Raw genomic sequence first — 20,980 nt, 5'->3', positions numbered from 1 at the left:
GACGTCGCCGGCCCACGCTACGGGGGCCGGCTCCGCCCCGCTCAGCTCATCTGGCCCACCCAGGCCACCGCCTCCCGGGCCTGGGCCAACCGGCGCTCGTAGGTCGCGCCGAGGACCAGCAGCAGCAGGCCGGCGGCGGCCAAGGCCACCCACGACGGCAGCAGTGGTGCGTAGGGCCCCAACCGGGTGGCGGCGACGAACGCCAGCGCGCAGGAGCCGAGGACGAACGGCGCCTGCCGGTGCGCGAGGGTGCCGACGGCCACCATCGCGACCGCCCCGGCCACCACCAGCACCAGACGCAGCGCGGTGGGGGCGGCGGCGACCGCCAGCGTGGAGGGCACCAGTGCCACGCCGACCGCGGCTCCCTCGGCGGCCCACGACGGTCCACGGGTCCGCAGCCGGGGGAGGACGCCGACCAGCAGCGCGACCGCGGCGGGCAGCGTGTAGGCCTCCGGGGTCTCGACACCGGCACCGCCCACGGCTGTCCACGTGGCCAGCACCAGGTCGGCGAGGGCGAACGCCGCCACCGGTGGCCGCCGGGCGACCAGGGCGTAGCAACCTGCGGCGACGCCCACGACCCCCAGCTGCAGGCCCACCTGCCCCCACGCCCCGACCGAGGAGGTGGTCACCCCGGCGGCGACACCGGCCAGCGTGCCGGCCGCCGCGGCGACCCGTTCCTCCGGCGCACCGGCCCGCCCGGTGGCCACCGCGAAGGCCCCGGCGCCGACCAGCGCCACCAGCAGCCCGGTCGTCGGGCTGGTCAGCGCCCCGCCCTCCCGGGCCAGCAGCGCGGCGGCAGCGGGGGCCAGCAGTGCGACGAACGTGCTGCCGTCGCGCACGCCCGGCACCCGGACGGCGGCCAGGGCGGCCGGGACGGTGGCCGCGAGGACGAGCAGCGCCAGCGGGGTGAACCGCTCGGCGTCGAGCAGCTGCTGGCCCCCGACGACCGCGAGTGCGGCCCCGGCGGCCAGCAGCGCGGTGCGGACGTCGGGCAGCGCGACCCGGGGGAGCGGGCCGCGCAGCGGCCGGCTCCCGGACAGCAGCACCGCTGCGGTGGCCAGCAGCAGGGCGAGGGCGCCGGCCAGCACCGGCCCGGCCGAGCCGCTCAGCCCCAGGGACTGGCCGACCGAGACGCCGACCACCAGGCCGGCCGCGGACACCACGGTCCGGGCGGGCATCGGCCGGCCGGTCACCCGGGGCGCCCGCAGGACCACCACCGCCGCGACGGCTGCGGCGGCGAGCAGCACGGTCGCCGTCCAGGCGTCCCCGATGTCCCCGGCCTGGCCGATCAGCAGGCCGCCTGCCACCCCGAGGCCCGCCCACAGCACCGCGAGCAGCCGGGCGACCGGCACGAGTGCCGGCCGGAGCGCCAGCACCAGGGCGAGGTCCACCGCAGCCAGGGCCAGGGCGACGGCGACGCCGGCCGGGCCGGCCAGCGCGTCCGGACCGAGCAGCAGCGCGGGCACCGGCTGGACCGCCAGCAGGGCCGCCAGCGGCCAGGTGACGGTGCTGCGGGTCAGCCGGCCCAGGGCGAGGGCGACGGCTGCCACGACCAGGCAGGACACCGCCGTCCACGGCCGCAGCGGCACCTGGTCCAGCCCGAGCAGCCCCCGGGCGTGCGCCGCGCCCAGGTCGACGGCGAGCAGGGCGGTGCCCGCGGCGGCCAGCGTCTCCTCGGTCGCCCGCAGCCCGCGGCGCGCGGCCCAGGCCGACACCGCGCACGCCGCTGCCGTCCCGGTGAGCATCACGGTGGCCTGGAAGACCAGCCCGAACCGCGTCCAGCCCAGGGCCACGAACGCCAGCGCACCGGCGACCAGCAGGACGGCGCCCAGCCCGAGCAGCACCTGCTGCGGGCTCAGCCGCCGCCGGGGGACCGGCGGCGAGCCGTCGGGGACAGGGGTCCAGCGCGGCAGCTGCTCGGCCGACGGGGTGGGGACGGGAGGCGGCGGGGCCCACGGTTCGGCCGGTCGCACGGCCGCGGCCGGCGACGGCGGGACACCCGGCGCGGCGGCGCGCAGCGTGGTCAGCAGCTCGTCGCGCTCGCGGGTGAGCTGCTCCAGCGTCGCGCCGATCCGACCCAGCACCCAGCCGGCCTGACCGGCCGCGGGCAGGCCGCACACCGGGCAGGCGGCAGCGGGCGGGCCGGTGACCTCGGCCGCACAGACAGGACACGCAGGTCCACGCGGGTACATGAGCGCATCCTGGCGTGCCGCGCCCCCGTCCAGGGCGTATTCCACAAGCGGGTGACGTGCACGTCACCCGGTAAAGGGGTCGGAAGACCGCCGCCGAGGGCCTACCCTGGGATCAGTGATAACGACGACCGGCCTCGAGCTGCGTGCCGGCGCCCGCATCCTCATCAGCGACGCCGACCTGCGCGTCCAGCCCGGGGACCGGATCGGCCTGGTCGGGCGCAACGGCGCCGGCAAGACCACCACCCTCACCACGCTGGCCGGCGAGCGCGTGCCGCACGCCGGCAAGGTCGAGGTGACCGGGGAGATCGGCTACCTCCCGCAGGACCCCCGCAGCGGCGACCTGGACATCACCGCCAGCGACCGGGTGCTCTCCGGCCGCGGGCTCGACGTCCTCAAGGCGAAGCTCACCAAGGCCCAGATCGCGATGGCCGAGCCCGCCGACGACGCCGAGATGGACCGCGCCGTCCGCCAGTACGGCCGGCTCGAGGACCAGTTCGCCGCGCTCGGTGGATACGCCGCGGAGAGCGACGCCGCCCGCATCTGCACCAACCTGGGGCTGCCCGACCGGGTGCTCGGCCAGCCGCTGCGCACCCTCTCCGGTGGCCAGCGCCGCCGGGTCGAGCTGGCGCGCATCCTCTTCTCCGACGCCGACACGCTGCTGCTGGACGAGCCGACCAACCACCTGGACGCCGACTCCATCGTCTGGCTGAAGGGGTTCTTGGCCAGCCACCGCGCCGGCCTCATCGTCATCAGCCACGACGTCGACCTGCTCGCCGCCGTCGTGAACAAGGTGTGGCACCTGGACGCCAACCGGGCCACCGTCGACGTCTACAACCTCGGCTGGAAGCGCTACCTGGACGCCCGGGAGACCGACGAGCGCCGCCGCCGGGCGGAGCGGGCCAACGCCGAGAAGAAGATCGACGCGCTCTCCGCGCAGGCGGACAAGATGCGGGCCAAGGCCACCAAGGCCAAGGCCGCGCAGAGCATGGACAAGCGCGCCCAGCGGCTGGCCGCCGGCCTGGAGCAGGTGCGGGTCCAGGACAAGGTCGCCAAGCTCCGCTTCCCGACGCCGGCCCCGTGCGGCCGGACGCCGCTCACCGCCGAGCACCTGAGCAAGAGCTACGGCTCGCTGGAGATCTTCACCGGCGTGGACCTGGCCATCGACAAGGGCACCCGGGTCGTCGTCCTCGGGTTCAACGGCGCGGGCAAGACCACCCTGCTGCGCATGCTCGCCGGCACCGAGACCCCCGACACCGGCGAGGTGAAGCCCGGGCACGGGCTGCGGATCGGGTACTACGCGCAGGAGCACGAGACGATCGACATGGACCGCTCGCTGCTGGAGAACATGCGCTCCGCGGCCCCGGACAGCACCGACACCGAGCTGCGCCGGATCCTGGGCGCGTTCCTCTTCTCCGGCGACGCCGTCGACCAGCGCACCGGCACGCTCTCCGGTGGTGAGCGCACCCGGCTGGCGATGGCCACGCTGGTGGTCTCCGGCGCCAACGTGCTGCTGCTGGACGAGCCGACCAACAACCTGGACCCGGCCAGCCGCGAGCAGGTGCTGGAGGCACTGCGCACCTACCAGGGCGCGATCGTGCTGGTGACGCACGACGAGGGCGCAGTCCACGCGCTGAACCCGGACAAGGTGATCATCCTGCCCGACGGCACGGAGGACACCTGGAGCGCCGACTTCGCCGACCTGGTCTCGCTGGCCTGAACACCCACGGCCCCTCCGGTCGTGGCCTCACTCTCGCGCAGCGGTGGACCGGTCGCGGGGCCCGGAGGGTCCCCGACCGGGACACGGGCAGCGGCTCCGCACGACCGGGGACGGCACCTGGTCGCGGTGTCGGCCGTGAGGCCGACAGTGTCATAGGTCGTGCACTTCCCATCTCCGGTGGCCGTCGTCGCCCAGCCGGGTGATCATGACTGGTGAGACGCCGATGTCACCGGGGCAGCGGCGCCGGGGGATCAGTGGGCTGGTGCCGGCGGACGTCGGCGCGACCCCTGACACACGGAGGGGAGTCATGGCCGACTCGAGCACTGCAGACCTGAGCAAGGGCAAGCGGATCACCGGGGACGACCGAACCTCGCTCGCGGACGAGCTGCGCGAGCGGTACGACGGCGGCGAGAGCATCCGCTCGCTGGCCACCTCGACCAACCGTTCCTACGGGTTCGTCCACCGCCTGCTGTCGGAGTCGGGCGCCAGCCTGCGTGGCCGGGGTGGGGCGAACCGGAACGCCAAGAAGAGTGCGTGAGCTCGCCTGAGTCCACCGGGTGGGTGAGGACGGCGCGCGAGGGTGCCGTCCTCACCGTCACCCTCGACCGCGCCGACCAGCTGAACGCGCAGACGCCGGACACCTGGGCGGCGCTGCGCGCGGTCGGTGAGGGTCTGGACGACGACGTCCGGGTGGTCGTCGTCCGCGGTGCCGGGCGGTCCTTCTCGGCCGGGCTGGACCGCAGCCTGTTCAGCGCCGAGCCCGGGGTCGCCGGCGGTCTCGGTGAGCTCGGTGCGCTGCCGGCCGAGCTGGCCCAGGAACGGATCCGTGGCTACCAGGCCGGCTTCCGGTGGCTGCGCTCGCCGGGCGTGGTGTCGGTCGCGGCCGTCCAAGGGCACGCCATCGGCGCCGGCGCGCAGCTCGCGCTCGCCTGCGACCTGCGGGTCCTCGCCGACGACGCCCAGCTGCGGCTGCCGGAGGCCTCGCTCGGGCTGGTCCCCGACCTCACCGGCACCAGCACGCTGGTCGAGCTGGTCGGGTACAGCCGGGCCGTGGAGATCTGCCTGACCGGCCGCCCCGTCGGCGCCGCCGAGGCGCTGGCGATGGGCCTGGCGAACGCCGTCGTCCCGGTCGACCAGCTGGAGACCACCGTGGCAGGGCTGACCGCCGCCCTGCTCCGGCCGGACGTCGGGGCGAGCCGGGAGACGCTCGCTCTCGTCCGGTCCGCGGTGCGCAACGAGCCCGCGCAGCAGGACGCCGCCGAGCGGGCGGCGCAGGCACGGCGACTGGGCGTGCTGGCCGGGAGAGACTGACCGTCGCGGAACAGCGCGGCCCCGGCTGCTGTTCCGGTGGTTGATTACCCGGTTACAGCACCAAGAGGACGTGCCATGGACTCACCGATGACCTCGATGGCCGCGATGCGGTCGTTCAGCCGCGACTCGTCGGTGACCTCGCGGCAGATCCCCCCGGGCACCGTGCGCCGGATCCTCGGCATCGCCGGGCCCTACCGCCGCGAGCTGATCGGGTTCCTGTCGCTCGTCGTCTTCTCCTCGCTGATCGGTGTGATCACCCCGCTGCTGGCCGGCGACATCGTCAACCGGATCGCCCGGCTGTCCGGGACGGCGGGGGACGTCGTGCAGATCGCGCTGGTCATCGCCGGCCTGGCGGTGCTGGACGCCGGCAGCTCGCTGGTGCAGCGCTGGTACTCCGCGCGCATCGGCGAGGGCGTCATCTTCGACCTGCGCACCCGGGTCTTCGAGCACGTGCAGCGGATGCCGGTCGCCTTCTTCACCCGCACCCAGACCGGCGCGCTGGTGAGCCGGCTGAACAACGACGTCGTCGGGGCGCAGCGGGCGTTCACCTCGACGCTGTCCGGCGTCGTCTCGAACGTGATCGCCCTGGTGCTGACCGCCGGCGTCATGTTCAGCCTGTCCTGGCAGATCACCCTGCTCTCGATCGTGATGGTGCCGCTGTTCGTCTTCCCGGCGCAGCGGATCGGGAAGCGGTTGCAGGAGATCACCCGGGAGTCCTACGGGCTCAACGCGTCGATGAACGCGACGATGACCGAGCGGTTCAACGTGGCCGGCGCCCTGCTGGTCAAGCTCTTCGGGCGACCGGAGGCGGAGGCCGAGTCGTTCTCCGGGCGGGCCGCCCGGGTCCGCGACATCGGCGTGCTGTCGGCGATGTACGGGCGGGTCTTCTTCACCTCGCTGACGCTGGTCGCCGCGCTCGCCACCGCGCTGGTCTACGGCCTGGGTGGGTGGCTGTCGTTCACCGGGTCGCTGTCGGCCGGGGACGTCGTCGCGCTGGCGCTGCTGCTGTCCCGGCTCTACGGGCCGCTGACCGCGCTGGCGAACGTGCGGGTCGACGTGATGAGCGCGCTGGTCAGCTTCGACCGGGTGTTCGAGGTGCTGGACCTGACGCCGATGATCGCCGAGGCCCCCGACGCGGTCCCGGTGCCGGCCGACGACCGGTCGATCGAGTTCGACGCGGTCTCCTTCCGCTACCCCGCGCCGGCCGAGGTGTCGCTCGCCTCGCTGGAGGACGTCGCCGTCCCGGAGCAGCACGCGGGCACCGACGTGCTGCACCAGGTGTCCTTCCGGGCCGAGCCGGGCCAGCTCGTCGCCCTGGTGGGCACGTCCGGGGCGGGCAAGTCGACGATGGCCGCGCTGGTCTCCCGGCTGTACGACGTGACCGGGGGCGCGGTCCGGGTCGGCGGGGTCGACGTCCGGCAGGCCACCACCGCGTCGCTGCGCGACGCGATCGGTGTGGTGAGCCAGGACTCGCACCTCTTCCACGACACGATCGGCGCCAACCTGCGCTACGCCCGACCCGAGGCCACCGAGGAGGAGCTGTGGGCGGCGCTCACCGGCGCGCGGATCGCCGCCCTGGTGCACTCGCTGCCCGACGGGCTGGACACCGTGGTCGGTGACCGCGGGTACCGGATGTCGGGTGGGGAGAAGCAGCGGCTGGCGATCGCCCGGGTGCTGCTCAAGGCGCCGGGCGTGGTGATCCTGGACGAGGCGACGGCGCACCTGGACAGCGAGTCCGAGGTCGCGGTGCAGCACGCGCTGGACACCGCGCTGGCCGGCCGGACGTCGCTGGTGATCGCCCACCGGCTGTCCACGATCCGCAACGCCGACCAGATCCTGGTGGTGGACCACGGCCGGATCGTCGAGCGCGGCACCCACGAGGAGCTGCTGGCCCTCGGCGGGCACTACGCCGAGCTCTACCGCACCCAGTTCGCCCCCACCGACGCGGCAGCGAGCTCGATCGCCGGGGTGTAGCCCGCCGCTGCACGTGAGTGCGAACTCCTTGTTACAACAGGCCGACACCTGTGCGCCGGACAGCGAGCGCCCAGGGATGCATGACACCTTGAGGTCCGGCGACCTGATGGCGCCGTCGTCCCGAGGACAGGGGTTCACATGACCACTCAGCACAGGCAGTCGATCGCCTCCGGCAAGCCCTACCTGGTGGTGGCGCCCGCGGTCGGGGTCGAGTCGTCGCTGGAGGCCTTCCTGGGCGATGCCGAGTTCAGCATCGACACCGGCGGGGAGCCGCTGGTGATCTCCGGTCACGGGGTGACCCACGGCGAGCTGGTGCGCTTCCACGAGAAGGACGCGATCGGCGGCAAGGACGTCCGGGTCTGGCACATCACCCAGCGGTCCGGCGGCTACGTCGCCGAGAGCCAGGCGGCCTTCTGACCGGCACGGGCTGACCGGCGGGGCCGGGGCCGGCCACTACGGTCGTCCGGTGCCCGCCCTCCCTGCCCTGTCGGTGCGGGACCTCGGCTTCCGCTTCGGCCGGGGCAGCTGGCTGTTCGACGGGCTGACGCTCGACGTGGCCCCGGGCGAGCTGCTCCGGGTCCGCGGCGGGAACGGGGCCGGCAAGTCCACGCTGCTGCGGGTGCTGGCCGGTGCGGTGGCGCCCCGGCGGGGCAGCGTCCACCGCGCCGGGCCGGTCGCCCACCTGCCGCAGCAGACCGGCGACCTGCCGGCGGTCGACGCGCGCCGGCTGGTCGAGCTCGTGTCGGGCCGGCCGGGGGCCGACGTGCCGGTGGACACCCGGGCCGACCAGCTCAGCCGCGGCTGGCAGCGGCGGGTGCTGCTGGAGGCGGTGCTCGGGCTGCCGTGTCCGATCGTCGTCCTGGACGAGCCGGCCGCGGGCCTGGACGCCGCCGCGGTCCACCGCCTGGCCGACCGGCTGACCGACCGGTTGGCTGCCGGGGACGCGGTCGTCCTCGCCGAGCACGAGCCGCTGCCGCTGGCCGGCGGGGACGTGCTGGACCTCGGCGGCGCGACCGCCCCCGCCCTGGTCGAGGTGGTCCTCGCCGGGACCGGCACGTTCCGCGGCGCACCCGCCGCCGGTGGGCGGCTGACCCTCACCGTCCCGCCTCCCGAGCGCGACGCACTGCTGCTCGCCGCGCTGCACGCCGGGTGGTCGGTGCACTCGGTGAACCCGCTCCCGTGAGCCGGCCCGTCGTCCCGCTGAGCCGGGTCGCCCGGCTCGGGATGGCCACCGCGGCATCCAGCCGCAGCGTGCTCGCGGCGTCGTTCGGCTGGCTGGCGGTGCTCGCCGCCGTCTACGCCGCGGACGCCGGGCCACCTCTCCCGGCCCTGGCCGCCACCGCTGCCCTCCTGCTGCCGGTGTCCGCCTGGGCGACCGCGGCCCACCTCGCCGCCACCAGCGCCGACCTCCGCCAGGTGCTCGTGGCGGCCGACGGGCCGGTGCGGACGCTCGTCGCCGATGCGGTGCCCGCCCTGCTGTGGCTGCTCGCCGCGACGGCCGCGGGGGTGCTCGCCGACGTCGCCGCGGACCCGCACCCCGCCCCGGTGGGCGTCCGGCTGCTCGGCGCGCTGCTGCACCTGCTCTGCGGCTGCGTCGGGGTCGCGCTCGCCCTGGCGCTGCACGCGGGACGCGTCACCCGCGGGGTGCAGGCGCTGGTGGTGGTCGCGGTGTCCCTGGCCAGTGCCCGGTCGCCGTGGCTGCCGCCCGCCGGGCCGGTGCTCAGCACCTGGGGGTCGGGGGAGCAGCCCGGGGTGCTCCTCGCCGGGTGGGCCATGGGGGGACCGGTTCTGGTGACCGCAGGATTGCTCGCCGTCACGCTCCGCTGTCGCCGACGTCGATGAACGGACCAGTCCGCCCGGCCACGGCGCGGGGGCGGGCCGTCGCCCGGGCCTGCACACTAGCGTTGCCCCAGACCCAGCTGTCCCACCCGCACCACCCGCAGGAGCAGTCGTTGAGCGCAGGCCATCCGCAGGACACCCAGATCCGGGCGCTGTACGCGCGCTTCCTCGCTGGCTGGAACCAGCGCAGCGGGGTCTCCGTGTCCTCCGTCTTCGCCGACGACGGCGAGATGATCGACCTCGACGGCACGCTGCGCAGCGGCCGGCTGACGATCGCCGCCGACATGCGCCGGATCTTCGCCGAGCGCTCCATCCCGACCTTCGTCGGCGTGGTGCGCTCGGTCCGCCGGCTGACCGAGAACGTGGCGGTGCTGCACGCGGTCGCCGGCATGGTCCCGCCCGGCGCCGAGGCGCTCGACCCGTCGCTGCACACCGTGCACGCACTCACCGCGGTCGAGGACGCGGGTCGCTGGCGGATCGCCGTCCTGCAGAGCACCCCGGCCCGCTACGGCGGCCGCGCCGAGGCCCTGGCCGCCCTGACCGCGGAGCTCGAGGCCGCCCGTTGAGGGTCCTGACGACCGCCGAGCAGCTGCTGGCCGACCCCGAGGGCGTCGTCCTGCTCGACGTCCGCTGGGCGCTGGGGGACCCGCACGGCCGGGAGCACCACCTGGCCGGGCACCTGCCCGGGGCGGTCTTCGTCGACCTGGAGACCGAGCTCGCCGCCCCGCCATCGGCCGCCGAGGGGCGCCATCCGCTGCCGTCGCTACAGGCACTGCAGTCAGCCGCCCGGCGCTGGGGTGTGCGCAACGACTCGCGGGTCGTGGTGCACGACGCCACCGGCGGACTCGCCGCCGCCCGGGCCTGGTGGCTGCTCCGGTGGGGCGGCCTGACCGACGTCACGATCCTGGACGGCGGGCTGGCGGCGTGGACCGCTGCAGGTGGGCGACTGGACACCGGTGAGGTGGTGCCGGAACCGGGCGACGTCACCCTCACCGGCGGGGGCATGCCGGTGCTGAGCGCCGAGGAGGCCGCTGCCCTGCCGGGCACAGGTGGGGTGCTCCTGGACGCCCGGGCCGGGAAGCGGTACCGCGGCGAGGTCGAGCCGGTCGACCCGCGGGCAGGGCACGTGCCCGGCGCGGTGAGCGCCCCGACGACGGGCAACCTCGACGAGGGCGGTCGCTTCCGTACAGCGGCTGTACTGAACGAGCGGTTCGCCGCGCTGGGGGTGCAGCCCGGGACGACGGTCGGCGTCTACTGCGGCTCCGGCATCACCGCCGCGCACGAGGTGGCCGCGCTGGCCGAGGCGGGCATCGAGGCGGCGTTGTGGCCCGGTTCGTGGTCGCAGTGGTCCGCCGATCCCGCCCGCCCGGTTGCCACCGGTCCGTAGGCCCACAGGGGGCCATGTCGGCCGACATGGCCCCCCGGAGAGGACCTCAGAGGGTCGCCGTCACGTCGCGGACGAACTGGGTGGACCGCTCGCGCAGCCCGGCGATCCGTTCGGCGACGACCTGGTCGGCGATCGCCTCGATGCCGCTGCCCGACTCCGCGCTGGTCGGTGGGCGCCGGGCGTTCCGTGAGCAGGAGAAGTCCTCGCAGACCAGGGTGCCGATCGTGTTGCCAGCCCGGCCGGACGCGCCGCCGCGGCGGGCCACGTACAGCATGGCGCCGACGGAGGCGAGGTCCCGGCACCAGGCGCACAGGGCCTTGCGCCGCCTCCCGCTCGCGGGCGCGGCACTGGCGCGCAGCAGGACGCCGGTCGGGGTGCCGTCCAGCTCGAGGACGACGTAGGCGGACAACGGCGCCTTCCGGTCCGACCAACCCAGGTAGTCCAGCCGGTTCCAGGCCGGCTCGGCCAGGTCGGGCACGGTGGCCTGGGCGGCCTCGCGGCGGGTGGCGTTCACGAACGACGCGCGGATCTGCTTCTCGGTCAGGGGGTTCATCAGGGTCCAGCTCTCAGGTCAGCGGGGACCGCCGGCCGCGCGCGCGAAGGCGCCGCGGTGGCCGGCGGGAGGGGCGGGGCCGAGGTCGCGTCCGCCCATGACCCAGCTGCACGTCCCGCCAGGGGCGGGGCGTGGACCAGCTCGAGGGGTCAGCGGCGCCGGACGCGGGTCCGGCCCGCGGTGGAGCAGGCCGGGACGGCCACCCCGCGACCCGCGGCGACACTGCGCACCCGCTGCTCCTCGCTGACCCCGACGTCGGCCCGCTGACCGACCCCGACAGGTTACGACGCGGCGTCCACCGGTTTCCGCAGCGCCGCGTCGTAGCGGTCGAGCAGGACGGCGGCGATCCGCTCGTCGGGGAGCAGAGGCGCGGTGACGACGTCGGCGCCGGCCCCCTGCAGCTTGTCCGAGAAGTGCCCGGGTGCCAGCAGGTAGGCCGCCACCACGACCCGCTCGGCACCGGCCCGGCGGGCGGCGGTGACGGCGTCGGGGACCGTGGGCCGGGCGGCCGAACCGTAGCCGGTGGTGACCGGGCCGGCCCAGCCCTGCTGCAGCAGGCCGGCGGTGCCCTCGACGTCGGCCACCGAGCGCGGGTCGCTGGACCCGGCGGCGGCGAGGACGACCGCGGTGGTCCGATCGCGGGGGTCCGCACCGGCGGCGACCAGCCGGTCGGTGAGGACGGCGACCAGCCGCTGGTCGGGCCCCAGCGGGCGGGCGGCGACGGCGGTGGGGTGGTCGGCGACCGCCCCGGCGATGTCGACGTGCACGTGGTACCCACCGGAGAGCAGCAGCGGGACGACGACGGCCGGCGTGCCCGAACCGGCCAGGCCGGCGACGACGTCGACCACGGTGGGGGGCTGGACGTCGACGAACGCGGCGGTGGTCCGCAGCCCCGGCCGCAGCGCCCGGGCGGCCAGCGCGAGCTCGCCGATCAGCCGCCGTCCGGTCGGGTTGCGGGTGCCGTGCGCGCAGGCGACCAACACCGGGGCGGAGTGGGACGGCGCGGTTTCCGCGCCCCTGGCACTCCGTTCGCGTGGGTCCTGCATCACAGCGCCCTGGTGATGCCGCCGTCGACGGTCACCATCGTGCCGGTCAGGTAGGAGGCGGCGGGGGAGAGCGCGAACGCGGCCACCCGCCCGAACTCCTCCGGCCGGCCGACCCGGCGCAGCGGGATGCCCGCCTCGGTGCGGGCGCGCATCGCCGCCGCGTCGCCGGAGGCCGCCTCGACCTCGGCCACCCGGTCGGTGGCGATCGTGCCGGGCAGCAGGCCGAACACCCGGATGCCCCGGGGGCCCAGCTCGTCGGCGAGCGCCTTGGCGGTCATCGCCAGCCCCGGCCGCAGCCCGTTGGAGATGGCCAGCTGCCCGATGGGCTGGCGCACGGAGGTGGAGAGGACGAGGCCGATGGCCGCCCCGTCGTGCAGGTGCGGGACCAGCGCCTTGACCAGCCGCAGCGGGCCGAGCAGCACGCTGTCGACGCCGGCCCGCCAAGCCTCCTCGGGGACGTCGAGCACCCCGCCCGGCGTCGGACCGCCGACCGAGACCAGCGCGCCGTCCACCCGGCCGAGCCGGTCGACCGCGGCACCGACGAGGTCCTCGGCTGCCCGGGCGTCGGACAGGTCCGCGGCGAGCCCGGTGGCCGCCGGCGCGCCGCCCAGCGAGGCGGCGGCCGCGTCGACGGCGTCGGCGGACCGGGCGCTGAGCAGCACCCGGGCCCCGTCGTCGACGAGGGCCCGGGCGGTCGCGAACCCCAGGCCCCGGCTCGCGCCGGTGAGCAGGTATCCGCGGCCACCCAGGCCCAGGTCCATCAGCTGTTCAGTTCTCGATCGGTGATCAGGCGTCGCGCAGCGAACGCAGCACGTACTGCATGATCCCGCCGTTGCGGTAGTAGCCCGCCTCGCCGGGGGTGTCGATCCGGACGCGGGCGTCGAACTCGACGTCCCCCGCCGTGACCTTCACCGTGCGCGGGATGGTGCCGTCGTTCAGCGCGGTGACCCCGGTGATCTCGAAGGTCTCCTCGCCGGTCAGACCGAGCGACTCGCGGCTCTGGCCCTCGGGGAACTGCAGCGGCAGCACGCCCATGCCGATCAGGTTCGACCGGTGGATGCGCTCGTAGCTCTCGGCGATGACCGCCTTGACCCCCAGCAGCGCCGTCCCCTTGGCCGCCCAGTCGCGGGAGGACCCGGAGCCGTACTCCTTGCCGGCCAGCACGACCAGCGGGATGCCGGCGTCGATGTAGGCGCGCGAGGCGTCGTAGATCGACGTCGTCTCACCGGTCAGGTGGTTCTTCGTGACGCCACCCTCGGTGCCGGGCACGAGCAGGTTCCGCAGCCGGATGTTGGCGAACGTCCCGCGGATCATGACCTCGTGGTTCCCGCGGCGCGAGCCGTAGGAGTTGAAGTCGCGGCGCTCGATGCCGTGCTCGGTCAGGTACGTGCCGGCGGGGGAGTCGGCCTTGATGGAACCGGCCGGCGAGATGTGGTCGGTCGTCACCGAGTCGCCGAGGACGGCGAGCGTCCGGGCGCCGGCGATGTCCTGCACCGGGGTCGGCTCGGCCGGCATGCCCTCGAAGTACGGGGGCTTCCGGACGTAGGTGCTCTCGGCGTCCCAGGCGAAGGTGTCACCCGAGGGCGTGGGCAGGTTCTGCCACTGCTCGGTGCCGGCGAAGACGTCTGCGTAGCTGCGGCCGAACTGCTCCGCCGAGACGGCCATGTCGATGGTCCGCTGCACCTCCTGCGGCGAGGGCCAGATGTCGCGCAGGAAGACGTCGTTGCCGTCGGTGTCCTGACCCAGCGGCTCGGTGGTGATGTCGATGTCCATCGACCCGGCGAGCGCGTAGGCGATCACCAGCGGCGGGGACGCCAGGTAGTTCATCTTGACGTCGGGGTTGATCCGGCCCTCGAAGTTGCGGTTGCCCGAGAGCACCGAGACGACGGCGAGGTCGGCCTCGTTCACGGCCTTGCTGACCGGCTCGGGCAGCGGGCCGGAGTTGCCGATGCAGGTGGTGCACCCGTAGCCGACCAGGTAGAAGCCGAGCTTCTCCAGGTAGGGCGTGAGCTCCGCCTTCTCGTAGTAGTCGGTGACGACCTTCGAGCCGGGCGCCAGCGTCGTCTTCACCCACGGCTTGGTGGTCAGGCCCCGCTCGACGGCCTTCTTGGCCAGCAGTGCGGCGCCGATCATGACCTGCGGGTTGGACGTGTTGGTGCACGACGTGATCGCGGCGATCACCACGTGCCCGTGGTCGACGAAGGTCTCGGTGCCGTCCTCCATCACCACGGGGGTGCGCTTGGTCGCGCGGCCGGTGTCCGAGCCGGTGACGGCGGTGTGCGGCTTGCCGGCCTCACCGTTGCCCTGCGCGAACGGGCTGGCCGGGTCCGAGGCCGGGAAGGTCTCCTCGACCGACTCGTCCACGTTGGACGCGGCCTCCGGGGCGACGTCGGGGTCGTGGGTGACCTCCTCGACCTGGGCGTAGGTCGGCAGCGCCTCGCGGAACGCCTCCTTGGCCTCGGACAGCGAGACCCGGTCCTGCGGGCGCTTGGGGCCGGCGATCGAGGGGACGACGGTGGCCAGGTCGAGCTCGAGGTACTCGGAGAAGGCCGGCTCGCGGTCGTCGTCGTGCCACAGGCCCTGGGTCTTGGCGTAGGCCTCGACCAGCGCGATCTGCTCGTCGCTGCGGCCGGTCAGCCGCAGGTAGTCGATGGTCTCGCCGTCGATCGGGAACATCGCGGCGGTCGAGCCGAACTCCGGGCTCATGTTGCCGATCGTGGCCCGGTTGGCCAGCGGGACGGCGGAGACGCCGGCGCCGTAGAACTCGACGAACTTCCCGACCACGCCGTGCTGGCGCAGCATCTCGGTGATCGTGAGCACCAGGTCGGTGGCGGTGGCGCCGTCGGGCAGCTCGCCGCTCAGCTTGAAGCCGACCACGCGGGGGATGAGCATCGACACCGGCTGACCGAGCAGCGCTGCCTCGGCCTCGATGCCGCCGACGCCCCAGCCCAGCACGCCCAGGCCGTTGACCATCGTGGTGTGCGAGTCGGTGCCCACGCAGGTGTCGGGGTAGGCCAGCGTGCGGTCCCCCTCCTGACGCGGGAAGACCACGCGGGCCAGGTGCTCGATGTTGACCTGGTGGACGATGCCCATGCCCGGGGGGACGACCGTGAAGTCGTCGAACGCGCCCTGGCCCCAGCGGAGGAACTGGTACCGCTCGCCGTTGCGCTGGAACTCGATGTCCACGTTGCGCTCGAACGAGTCCGGGGTGCCGAAGATGTCGGCGATCACCGAGTGGTCGATGACCATCTCGGCCGGTGCCAGCGGGTTGATCTTGTTCGGATCGCCGCCGATCTCGGCCATCGCCTCGCGCATGGTGGCGAGGTCGACGATGCACGGGACGCCGGTGAAGTCCTGCATCACCACCCGGGCCGGGGTGAACTGGATCTCCTGGTCCGGCTCCGCGGACGGGTCCCAGTTCGCCAGCGCGCGGATGTGGTCCGCGGTGATGTTGGCGCCGTCCTCGGTGCGGAGGAGGTTCTCCAGCAGGACCTTCAGGCTGAAGGGGAGCTTCTCGCTGCCCTCCACCGCGTCGAGCCGGAAGATGTCGTACTCGGTGCCGTCGACGTCGAGCGTCGCCCGCGCCCCGAAGCTGTCCTTGCTGGCTGCCACTGCTTGCGCCTCACCCTCGCTGGTCCTGCGCGCGTCCTGCGCCTCGATGTGCACCCCGGATCATCCCAGCCTCCACCTCCGTGCGCGGACCAAGGCAACCCTTTCCTGTGCTCGAGGTGACCGAGGTCACCGGACATGGCGGGCGGTGGGCACCATTCGTCACCGCAGTCCCGGACGCCGCGGTGCGGCGGCGTGCCGTGCGGGGACGGTTCCCATCCGGCGGGCACGTCGCCTAGCGTCCGGCCCATGACGACCGCTGCGGGCCCGGCGACGCCCCCGACGGTCGCGTCGCCGGCGGGGGCGGCCGAGCGGCACCGCGGGGTGCGCCGGCTGCTGACCGCCGGGCTGGTCGCGCTGTTCCTGGCCACCTGTGTCTCCTCCGGCCTGCCCACCGACCGGGTGGTGCTGCTCGGCTGGGTGCTCGCCGTGCTGGCGGCGCAGTCCGTCGGCCGGGGCTGGGCGGCGCTGGTGCGCCTGCTGGTCGACTGGGTGCCGCTCATGGCGCTGCTGCTGCTCTACGACCTCAGCCGCGGCATGGCCGACGGCCTCGGGATGCCGGTCCACGTCACCGAGCCCGCCACCGCGGACCGCTGGCTGACCGACGGCGTGCTGCCCACCGTCTGGTTGCAGCAGCACTGGGGTGCCGCGTGGTGGGCGGCGGTGGCCTCGCTGGTCTACGCCAGCCACTTCGTGGTGACCCCGGTCGTGCTGGCGGTGCTGTGGCTGCGCGACCGGGCCCGCTGGACGGGCTACGTCCGGCTGGTGCTGGCCCTGTCCGCGGCCGGGTTGCTCACCTACGTCCTCTACCCGGCCGCACCTCCGTGGCTGGCGGCGAAGGACGGCGTCATCGAGCACGTCGACCGGATCAGCAGCTCCGGCTGGGCGGTGCTCGGGCTGCCGAAGGCCGGCGCACTGCTGCACTCCAGCCAGGGGCAGGTGAACGCGGTCGCCGCGGTGCCCTCGCTGCACACCGCCTTCGCCGTCCTGACCTGCCTGGTGCTCCTGCCGCTGGCCCGGCACCACTGGCAGCGGGCCGCGCTGGTGGCCTACGCCGTCCTCATGCCAGTGGTGCTGGTCTGGTCCGGCGAGCACTACGTCGTCGACACGCTGCTCGGTGCGCTGTACGCCGGGGCGGTGTGGGTGGTGGTGCCCCGGCTGGCCCGGGCGCTGCCGCACCGGTCGCGGACCCCGGTCACCGCCTCCTAGCCTGAGGGCCGTGGAGGCCCCCGACTGGCTGCGCGACGCGCGGCGGATCTGCGTGCTCACCGGCGCCGGGGTCTCCACCGACAGCGGCATCCCGGACTACCGCGGGCCGCAGGGCGTGTGGACCCGGGACCCCGAGGCCGAGAAGCTGGTGACGCTCTCCTACTACCTCCGCGACCCGGAGATCCGCCGGCGCTCCTGGCTGCTGCGCCGCGACCTGGCCACCGCCGACGTGCGCCCGAACGCCGGTCACGCGGCACTGGCTGACCTGCAGCGCCAGGGGCGGTCGCGGGCGCTGCTCACCCAGAACATCGACGGTCTGCACCAGGCGGCCGGCTCCACCGGGGTGCTGGAGCTGCACGGCACCGTGCACGAGGTGGTCTGCACGCGGTGCGGGCACCGGCTGCCCATCGGGGACGTGCTGGCCCGGGTGGACGCCGGTGACCCGGACCCGGCCTGCCCGGTGTGCGGCGGGGTGCTGAAGACGGCGACCGTCTACTTCGGCGAGGCCCTGGACGCCGAGGTGATCGACGCCGCCGCGCAGGCCGCCGCCGACTGCGACGTGTTCCTGGCCGTCGGCACCTCGCTGGGCGTGCACCCCGCCGCCGGTCTGGTCGAGGTCGCGGCCGCCGCCGGTGCCCGGGTGGTGATCGTCAACGCCGAGCCGACCCCCTACGACGGGCTGGCCGACCTGGTCGTCCGCGAGCCGATCGGCACCGCGCTCCCCGCGTTGCTGGCCGCCGCGCGGTGAGGGCCTCGTCGTCGCGGGCCGCGCCGGTTAGCGTGACGACGACCACGTTCCGCCGCCGGCGCCGATGCCGGCCGACGCAGCAGGAGCCGTCATGCGCGTGCCCTTGACCACCCGCGACTTCATCGACCGGGCGGAGCTCGTCTACGGCGACCGGATCGGCATCGTCGACGAGCCCACCCAGCCGGCCAGCCCGCTGGGCGAGCTGACCTACCGCGAGGTGGCCCGCCGGGGCCGGGCGATCGCCGCGGGGCTGGACGCGCTGGGCGTCGGGGAGGGGGAGCGGGTGGCTGTGGTCAGCCACAACTCCGCCCGGCTGCTCGAGCTGCTGTACGCCGTCCCGTCCTTCGGCCGGGTGCTCGTCCCGGTGAACTTCCGGCTCTCCCCGGCTGAGTTCGCCTACATCGTCGAGCACAGCGGGGCCAGCGTGCTGCTCGTCGACCCCGAGGTCGAGCAGCAACTGGCCGGCATCGACGTGAAGCACCGCTTCCTGCTGGGCGAGGAGTACGAGTCCGGGCTGCTCCGGTACGACGCCGAGCCGCGGCCGTGGACCGAGCCGGACGAGGACGCCACCGCGACGATCAACTACACCAGCGGGACGACGGCGCGGCCCAAGGGCGTGCAGATGACCCACCGCAACGAGTGGATCAACGCCACCACCTTCGGCATGCACATGCAGGTCAGCGACCGCGACGTCTACCTGCACACGCTGCCGATGTTCCACTGCAACGGCTGGGGGTTGCCCTACACGTGCGCCGGGCTGGGCGTGAAGCAGGTGCCGATCCGCAAGATCGACGGCGCGGAGATCCTCCGCCGGGTGGAGCAGCACGGCGTCACGCTGATGGCCGGTGCCCCGGCGGTGTGGAACGCGGTGCTCGACGCCGCCGTGACCTGGGACGGGCCGGTGCCCGGCCGCGACCAGGTGCGGATCGTCGTCGCCGGCGCGCCGCCGCCCTCGCGCACCATCGCCCGGGTCGAGGAGGAGCTCGGCTGGGAGTTCAACCAGATCTACGGGCTCACCGAGACCGCGCCGCTGCTGACGATCAACCGGCCCCGCGCCGAGTACGACACCCTCAGCCCGCTGGACCGCGCCAAGGCGCTCTCCCGCGCCGGGGTGCCGGCGCTGGGCACCCGGCTCACGGTCAGCCAGAGCGGTGAGGTGCTCGCCCGGGGCAACACGGTGCTGGCCGGCTACTGGGAGAACCCGGACGCCTCCGCCGAGGCCCTGGACGGCGGCTGGTTCCACACCGGGGACGGCGGGACGATCGACGACGGCGGCCACCTCACGATCTCCGACCGGAAGAAGGACGTGATCATCACCGGCGGGGAGAACGTCTCCTCGATCGAGGTGGAGGACGCCGTCTTCAGCCACCCCGCCGTCGCCGAGGTCGCCGTGATCGGCGTCCCCGACGAGAAGTGGGGGGAGATGGTCACCGCGCTGGTCGTCCTCTCCGAGGGGCAGTCGGTGACCGAGGCCGAGCTCATCGCCCACACCCGGGAACGGATCGCCGGCTACAAGGCGCCCAAGCGGGTCGAGTTCCGCGAGGCCATCCCGCGCACCGCCACCGGGAAGATCCAGAAGTTCAAGCTCCGGCAGGCGTTCTGGACCGACGAGGACCGCCAGGTGCACTGATGCTCTCCGGCCCCCTCCGGTCGTGGCCTGAGCCTGCGAAGGGCTCGTGGGAGGGGTCCTTCTGCCACCTGACGGATGTCCCCCGGAGGGGGGAGATCTGCCCGACGGCGCTGTGCCGTCCACCCGAAGCGGTCGATGTCCCTCGCGAGAGCGCACCCCGACGGGTGTGCCGGGACTGGTCGAGATCGGCGCCGCGGAGCACTGCGGCGCCGACAGCGGAGGAGTCGGGGAACAGTGGACACGCAGGGTGGCACCACCACGAGCACCACCGGACGACGGGCGGGAGTGCGCTGGGCGACCCGCCTGGTCGGCGTCGCCGCCGTCGTCGCCACCGGGCTGGGCGTTGCGCCCGGCACCGCCCTGGCGGTACCGGTCAACCCCAGCGACGCGGACCTCAGCGCCGCCGAGCAGGCGCGGCAGGCCGCGGCCGCCGAGGTCGGGCAGATCACCGCCGCCCTCGCCGCCGCCCAGGACGCCGCGGCGGACGCCTCCGCCGCGGCGAACATCGCGCTGCAGGACTACGAGGAGAAGCAGTCCGCCTACGACGAGGCGCGCGCCGCGGCGGACGCCGCTGCTGCCGCCGCGGCCCAGGCCGACGCCGACCTCCAGGGTGGCCGCCAGGAGGTCGCCCGCTTCGCCCGGGACAGCTACAAGCAGGGCAGCACCTCCTCCGGAGCGCTGGCGCTGATGACCTCCGGCGGGCCGAGCGAGCTGATCGAGCGGGCAGCACTGCTCGACGCCGTGGGCGAGCAGCGGGTCGACGTCGTCCACCAGCTCACCGTGCTGGAGGAGCAGGCCACCGCCGCCGACGAGGCCGCCCGGCAGAGCGTCACCCAGGCCGACACGCTCAAGGCCGAGGCCGCCACCCTGCTGGTGAGCGCGCAGGACCAGGAGATCGCCGCGCGCGGCCAGGAGGCGGCGCTCGCCGACCAGCAGGACGCCGTCGAGGACCAGCTCGCCAGCGCCCAGCAGACCCTCGACAGCCTCGAGGGCCAGCGCAGCGCGGCCGAGACCTACGCCCAGCAGCAGGCCGCCGTGGCCGCAGCTGCCGCGGCCACGACGAGCCGGTCGACCACGTCGGCGAGCTCCTCGTCCGCGGCGTCCAGCCCGACCAGCTCGTCCAGCTCGGCCAGCGCCTCGCCGTCCGCCGGGTCGTCGTCCGCCGGTCAGTCGTCCCCGGGTACGTCCGGGTCGTCCGCGGGCACGGGGTCGTCCAGCTCCGGCAGCGCGTCGAAGCCCGCGCCGGTGCAGGACACGACGGCCGGCGCCCCCTCGGGCTCGGTGGTGCAGACCGCGATCGCGGCGGCCAAGACGCAGCTGGGCCTGCCCTACTCGTGGGGCGGCGGCGGCAGCAGCGGTCCCAGCTACGGCATCCCGCCGGACACGAAGATCTGGGGCTTCGACTGCTCGGGCCTGACCCAGTACGCCTACGCGCAGGCCGGCGTCCAGATCGGCGGCACCAGCCGGGACCAGTGGTACCGCTTCCGCAGCAACACGGTCGCCAAGTCCGACCTGCAGGCCGGCGACCTGGTGTTCTGGGGGAGCGGCAGCTCGTACACCTCGATCTACCACGTGGCCCTCTACCTCGGCGGCGGCAAGGTCGTCCAGGCTCCGCAGAGCGGCGACGTCGTCAAGATCAGCAGCATGTGGTACGGCAGCGACTACTACGGTGCCGTGCGCCCGACCGGCTGAAGAAGGACCGCCTGCCCCCCACCACTCGCAGGCTCGCGGCGGGGCCCTGCAGGGGGCCGGGCGGGGGGATCCG

Annotated in this window: 18 protein-coding genes; 13 read left to right on the top strand and 5 right to left on the bottom strand. The window is 74.5% G+C overall.

Going from position 1 to position 20,980, the window contains the following annotated elements; translation table 11 throughout:
* Positions 1 to 41: 41 nt before the first annotated feature.
* A complete protein-coding gene (locus tag FHL79_RS19780; RefSeq protein ID WP_246081029.1) occupies positions 42 to 2,120 on the bottom strand; it encodes an SCO7613 C-terminal domain-containing membrane protein in 2,079 nt (692 codons plus the stop codon).
* 187 nt (positions 2,121 to 2,307) lie between these two features.
* On the opposite strand from FHL79_RS19780, the gene FHL79_RS19775 reads away from it, so the two are divergent.
* The 9 genes from FHL79_RS19775 (at position 2,308) to FHL79_RS19735 (ending at position 10,420) form a co-directional block, all read left to right on the top strand.
* Positions 2,308 to 3,909, top strand: coding sequence for an ABC-F family ATP-binding cassette domain-containing protein (locus FHL79_RS19775; protein ID WP_138760286.1), 1,602 nt, complete (start codon positions 2,308 to 2,310; stop codon positions 3,907 to 3,909).
* A gap of 307 nt (positions 3,910 to 4,216) precedes the next feature.
* Positions 4,217 to 4,447, top strand: coding sequence for a helix-turn-helix domain-containing protein (locus FHL79_RS19770; protein ID WP_014741595.1), 231 nt, complete (start codon positions 4,217 to 4,219; stop codon positions 4,445 to 4,447).
* The gene (locus tag FHL79_RS19765; protein WP_138760285.1) at positions 4,444 to 5,220 is read left to right on the top strand and encodes an enoyl-CoA hydratase/isomerase family protein; all 777 of its coding nucleotides are present in this window, start codon (positions 4,444 to 4,446) and stop codon (positions 5,218 to 5,220) included. Before FHL79_RS19770 ends, FHL79_RS19765 begins: the two co-directional genes overlap by 4 nt.
* Before the next feature lie 75 nt (positions 5,221 to 5,295).
* A complete protein-coding gene (locus FHL79_RS19760) occupies positions 5,296 to 7,194 on the top strand; it encodes an ABC transporter ATP-binding protein (protein WP_138760284.1) in 1,899 nt (632 codons plus the stop codon).
* A gap of 138 nt (positions 7,195 to 7,332) precedes the next feature.
* Positions 7,333 to 7,611: a hypothetical protein gene (locus FHL79_RS19755; protein ID WP_138760283.1), complete on the top strand. Its 279-nt coding sequence runs from the start codon at positions 7,333 to 7,335 to the stop codon at positions 7,609 to 7,611.
* A gap of 49 nt (positions 7,612 to 7,660) precedes the next feature.
* Entirely contained in the window at positions 7,661 to 8,377 is a 717-nt protein-coding gene (locus FHL79_RS19750; protein WP_171058255.1) for an ABC transporter ATP-binding protein, read from the top strand.
* Positions 8,374 to 9,036, top strand: a complete 663-nt coding sequence (locus FHL79_RS19745) for a hypothetical protein (protein ID WP_138760281.1) — start codon at positions 8,374 to 8,376, stop codon at positions 9,034 to 9,036. The genes FHL79_RS19750 and FHL79_RS19745 overlap by 4 nt, the downstream gene beginning before the upstream one ends.
* 110 nt (positions 9,037 to 9,146) lie before the next feature.
* Entirely contained in the window at positions 9,147 to 9,599 is a 453-nt protein-coding gene (locus FHL79_RS19740; protein ID WP_138760280.1) for an SgcJ/EcaC family oxidoreductase, read from the top strand.
* Positions 9,596 to 10,420 carry a sulfurtransferase gene (locus tag FHL79_RS19735; RefSeq protein ID WP_138760279.1) on the top strand — a complete coding sequence of 275 codons (825 nt, stop codon included), beginning with the start codon at positions 9,596 to 9,598 and terminating at the stop codon, positions 10,418 to 10,420. Before FHL79_RS19740 ends, FHL79_RS19735 begins: the two co-directional genes overlap by 4 nt.
* A gap of 46 nt (positions 10,421 to 10,466) precedes the next feature.
* On the opposite strand, the gene FHL79_RS19730 is transcribed toward FHL79_RS19735, so the two are convergent.
* The 4 genes from FHL79_RS19730 to FHL79_RS19715 all read right to left on the bottom strand — a co-directional run bounded on the left by FHL79_RS19730 (position 10,467) and on the right by FHL79_RS19715 (position 15,631).
* Positions 10,467 to 10,973, bottom strand: a complete 507-nt coding sequence (locus tag FHL79_RS19730) for an FBP domain-containing protein (protein WP_138760278.1) — start codon at positions 10,971 to 10,973, stop codon at positions 10,467 to 10,469.
* Between the two features lie 281 nt (positions 10,974 to 11,254).
* Positions 11,255 to 11,956 (bottom strand): sirohydrochlorin chelatase, encoded by a 702-nt coding sequence (locus FHL79_RS19725; protein ID WP_138760277.1) that lies wholly within the window; start codon positions 11,954 to 11,956, stop codon positions 11,255 to 11,257.
* A 62-nt stretch (positions 11,957 to 12,018) separates the two neighbouring features.
* Positions 12,019 to 12,780: an SDR family oxidoreductase gene (locus FHL79_RS19720; RefSeq protein ID WP_138760276.1), complete on the bottom strand. Its 762-nt coding sequence runs from the start codon at positions 12,778 to 12,780 to the stop codon at positions 12,019 to 12,021.
* Between the two features lie 25 nt (positions 12,781 to 12,805).
* Positions 12,806 to 15,631, bottom strand: a complete 2,826-nt coding sequence (locus FHL79_RS19715) for an aconitate hydratase (RefSeq protein ID WP_138760275.1) — start codon at positions 15,629 to 15,631, stop codon at positions 12,806 to 12,808.
* A 246-nt stretch (positions 15,632 to 15,877) separates the two neighbouring features.
* Between FHL79_RS19715 and FHL79_RS19710 the strand changes: the two genes are divergently transcribed.
* From FHL79_RS19710 to FHL79_RS19695, 4 genes are all read left to right on the top strand, one after another.
* Positions 15,878 to 16,837, top strand: coding sequence for a phosphatase PAP2 family protein (locus FHL79_RS19710; protein ID WP_138760274.1), 960 nt, complete (start codon positions 15,878 to 15,880; stop codon positions 16,835 to 16,837).
* 10 nt (positions 16,838 to 16,847) lie between these two features.
* On the top strand, positions 16,848 to 17,585 hold the full coding sequence (locus tag FHL79_RS19705; protein ID WP_138760273.1) for an SIR2 family NAD-dependent protein deacylase: 738 nt from the start codon (positions 16,848 to 16,850) through the stop codon (positions 17,583 to 17,585).
* A 91-nt stretch (positions 17,586 to 17,676) separates the two neighbouring features.
* Positions 17,677 to 19,215, top strand: a complete 1,539-nt coding sequence (locus FHL79_RS19700) for an AMP-binding protein (protein WP_138760272.1) — start codon at positions 17,677 to 17,679, stop codon at positions 19,213 to 19,215.
* 234 nt (positions 19,216 to 19,449) lie between these two features.
* Positions 19,450 to 20,907: a C40 family peptidase gene (locus FHL79_RS19695; protein ID WP_246081027.1), complete on the top strand. Its 1,458-nt coding sequence runs from the start codon at positions 19,450 to 19,452 to the stop codon at positions 20,905 to 20,907.
* The last annotated feature ends 73 nt before the right edge of the window (positions 20,908 to 20,980 follow it).

This window comes from Modestobacter altitudinis (assembly GCF_005930475.1).
In the GTDB taxonomy this organism is placed as follows: Bacteria; Actinomycetota; Actinomycetes; order Mycobacteriales; family Geodermatophilaceae; genus Modestobacter; species Modestobacter altitudinis.
This window is presented reverse-complemented; position numbering and strand designations above follow the sequence as displayed.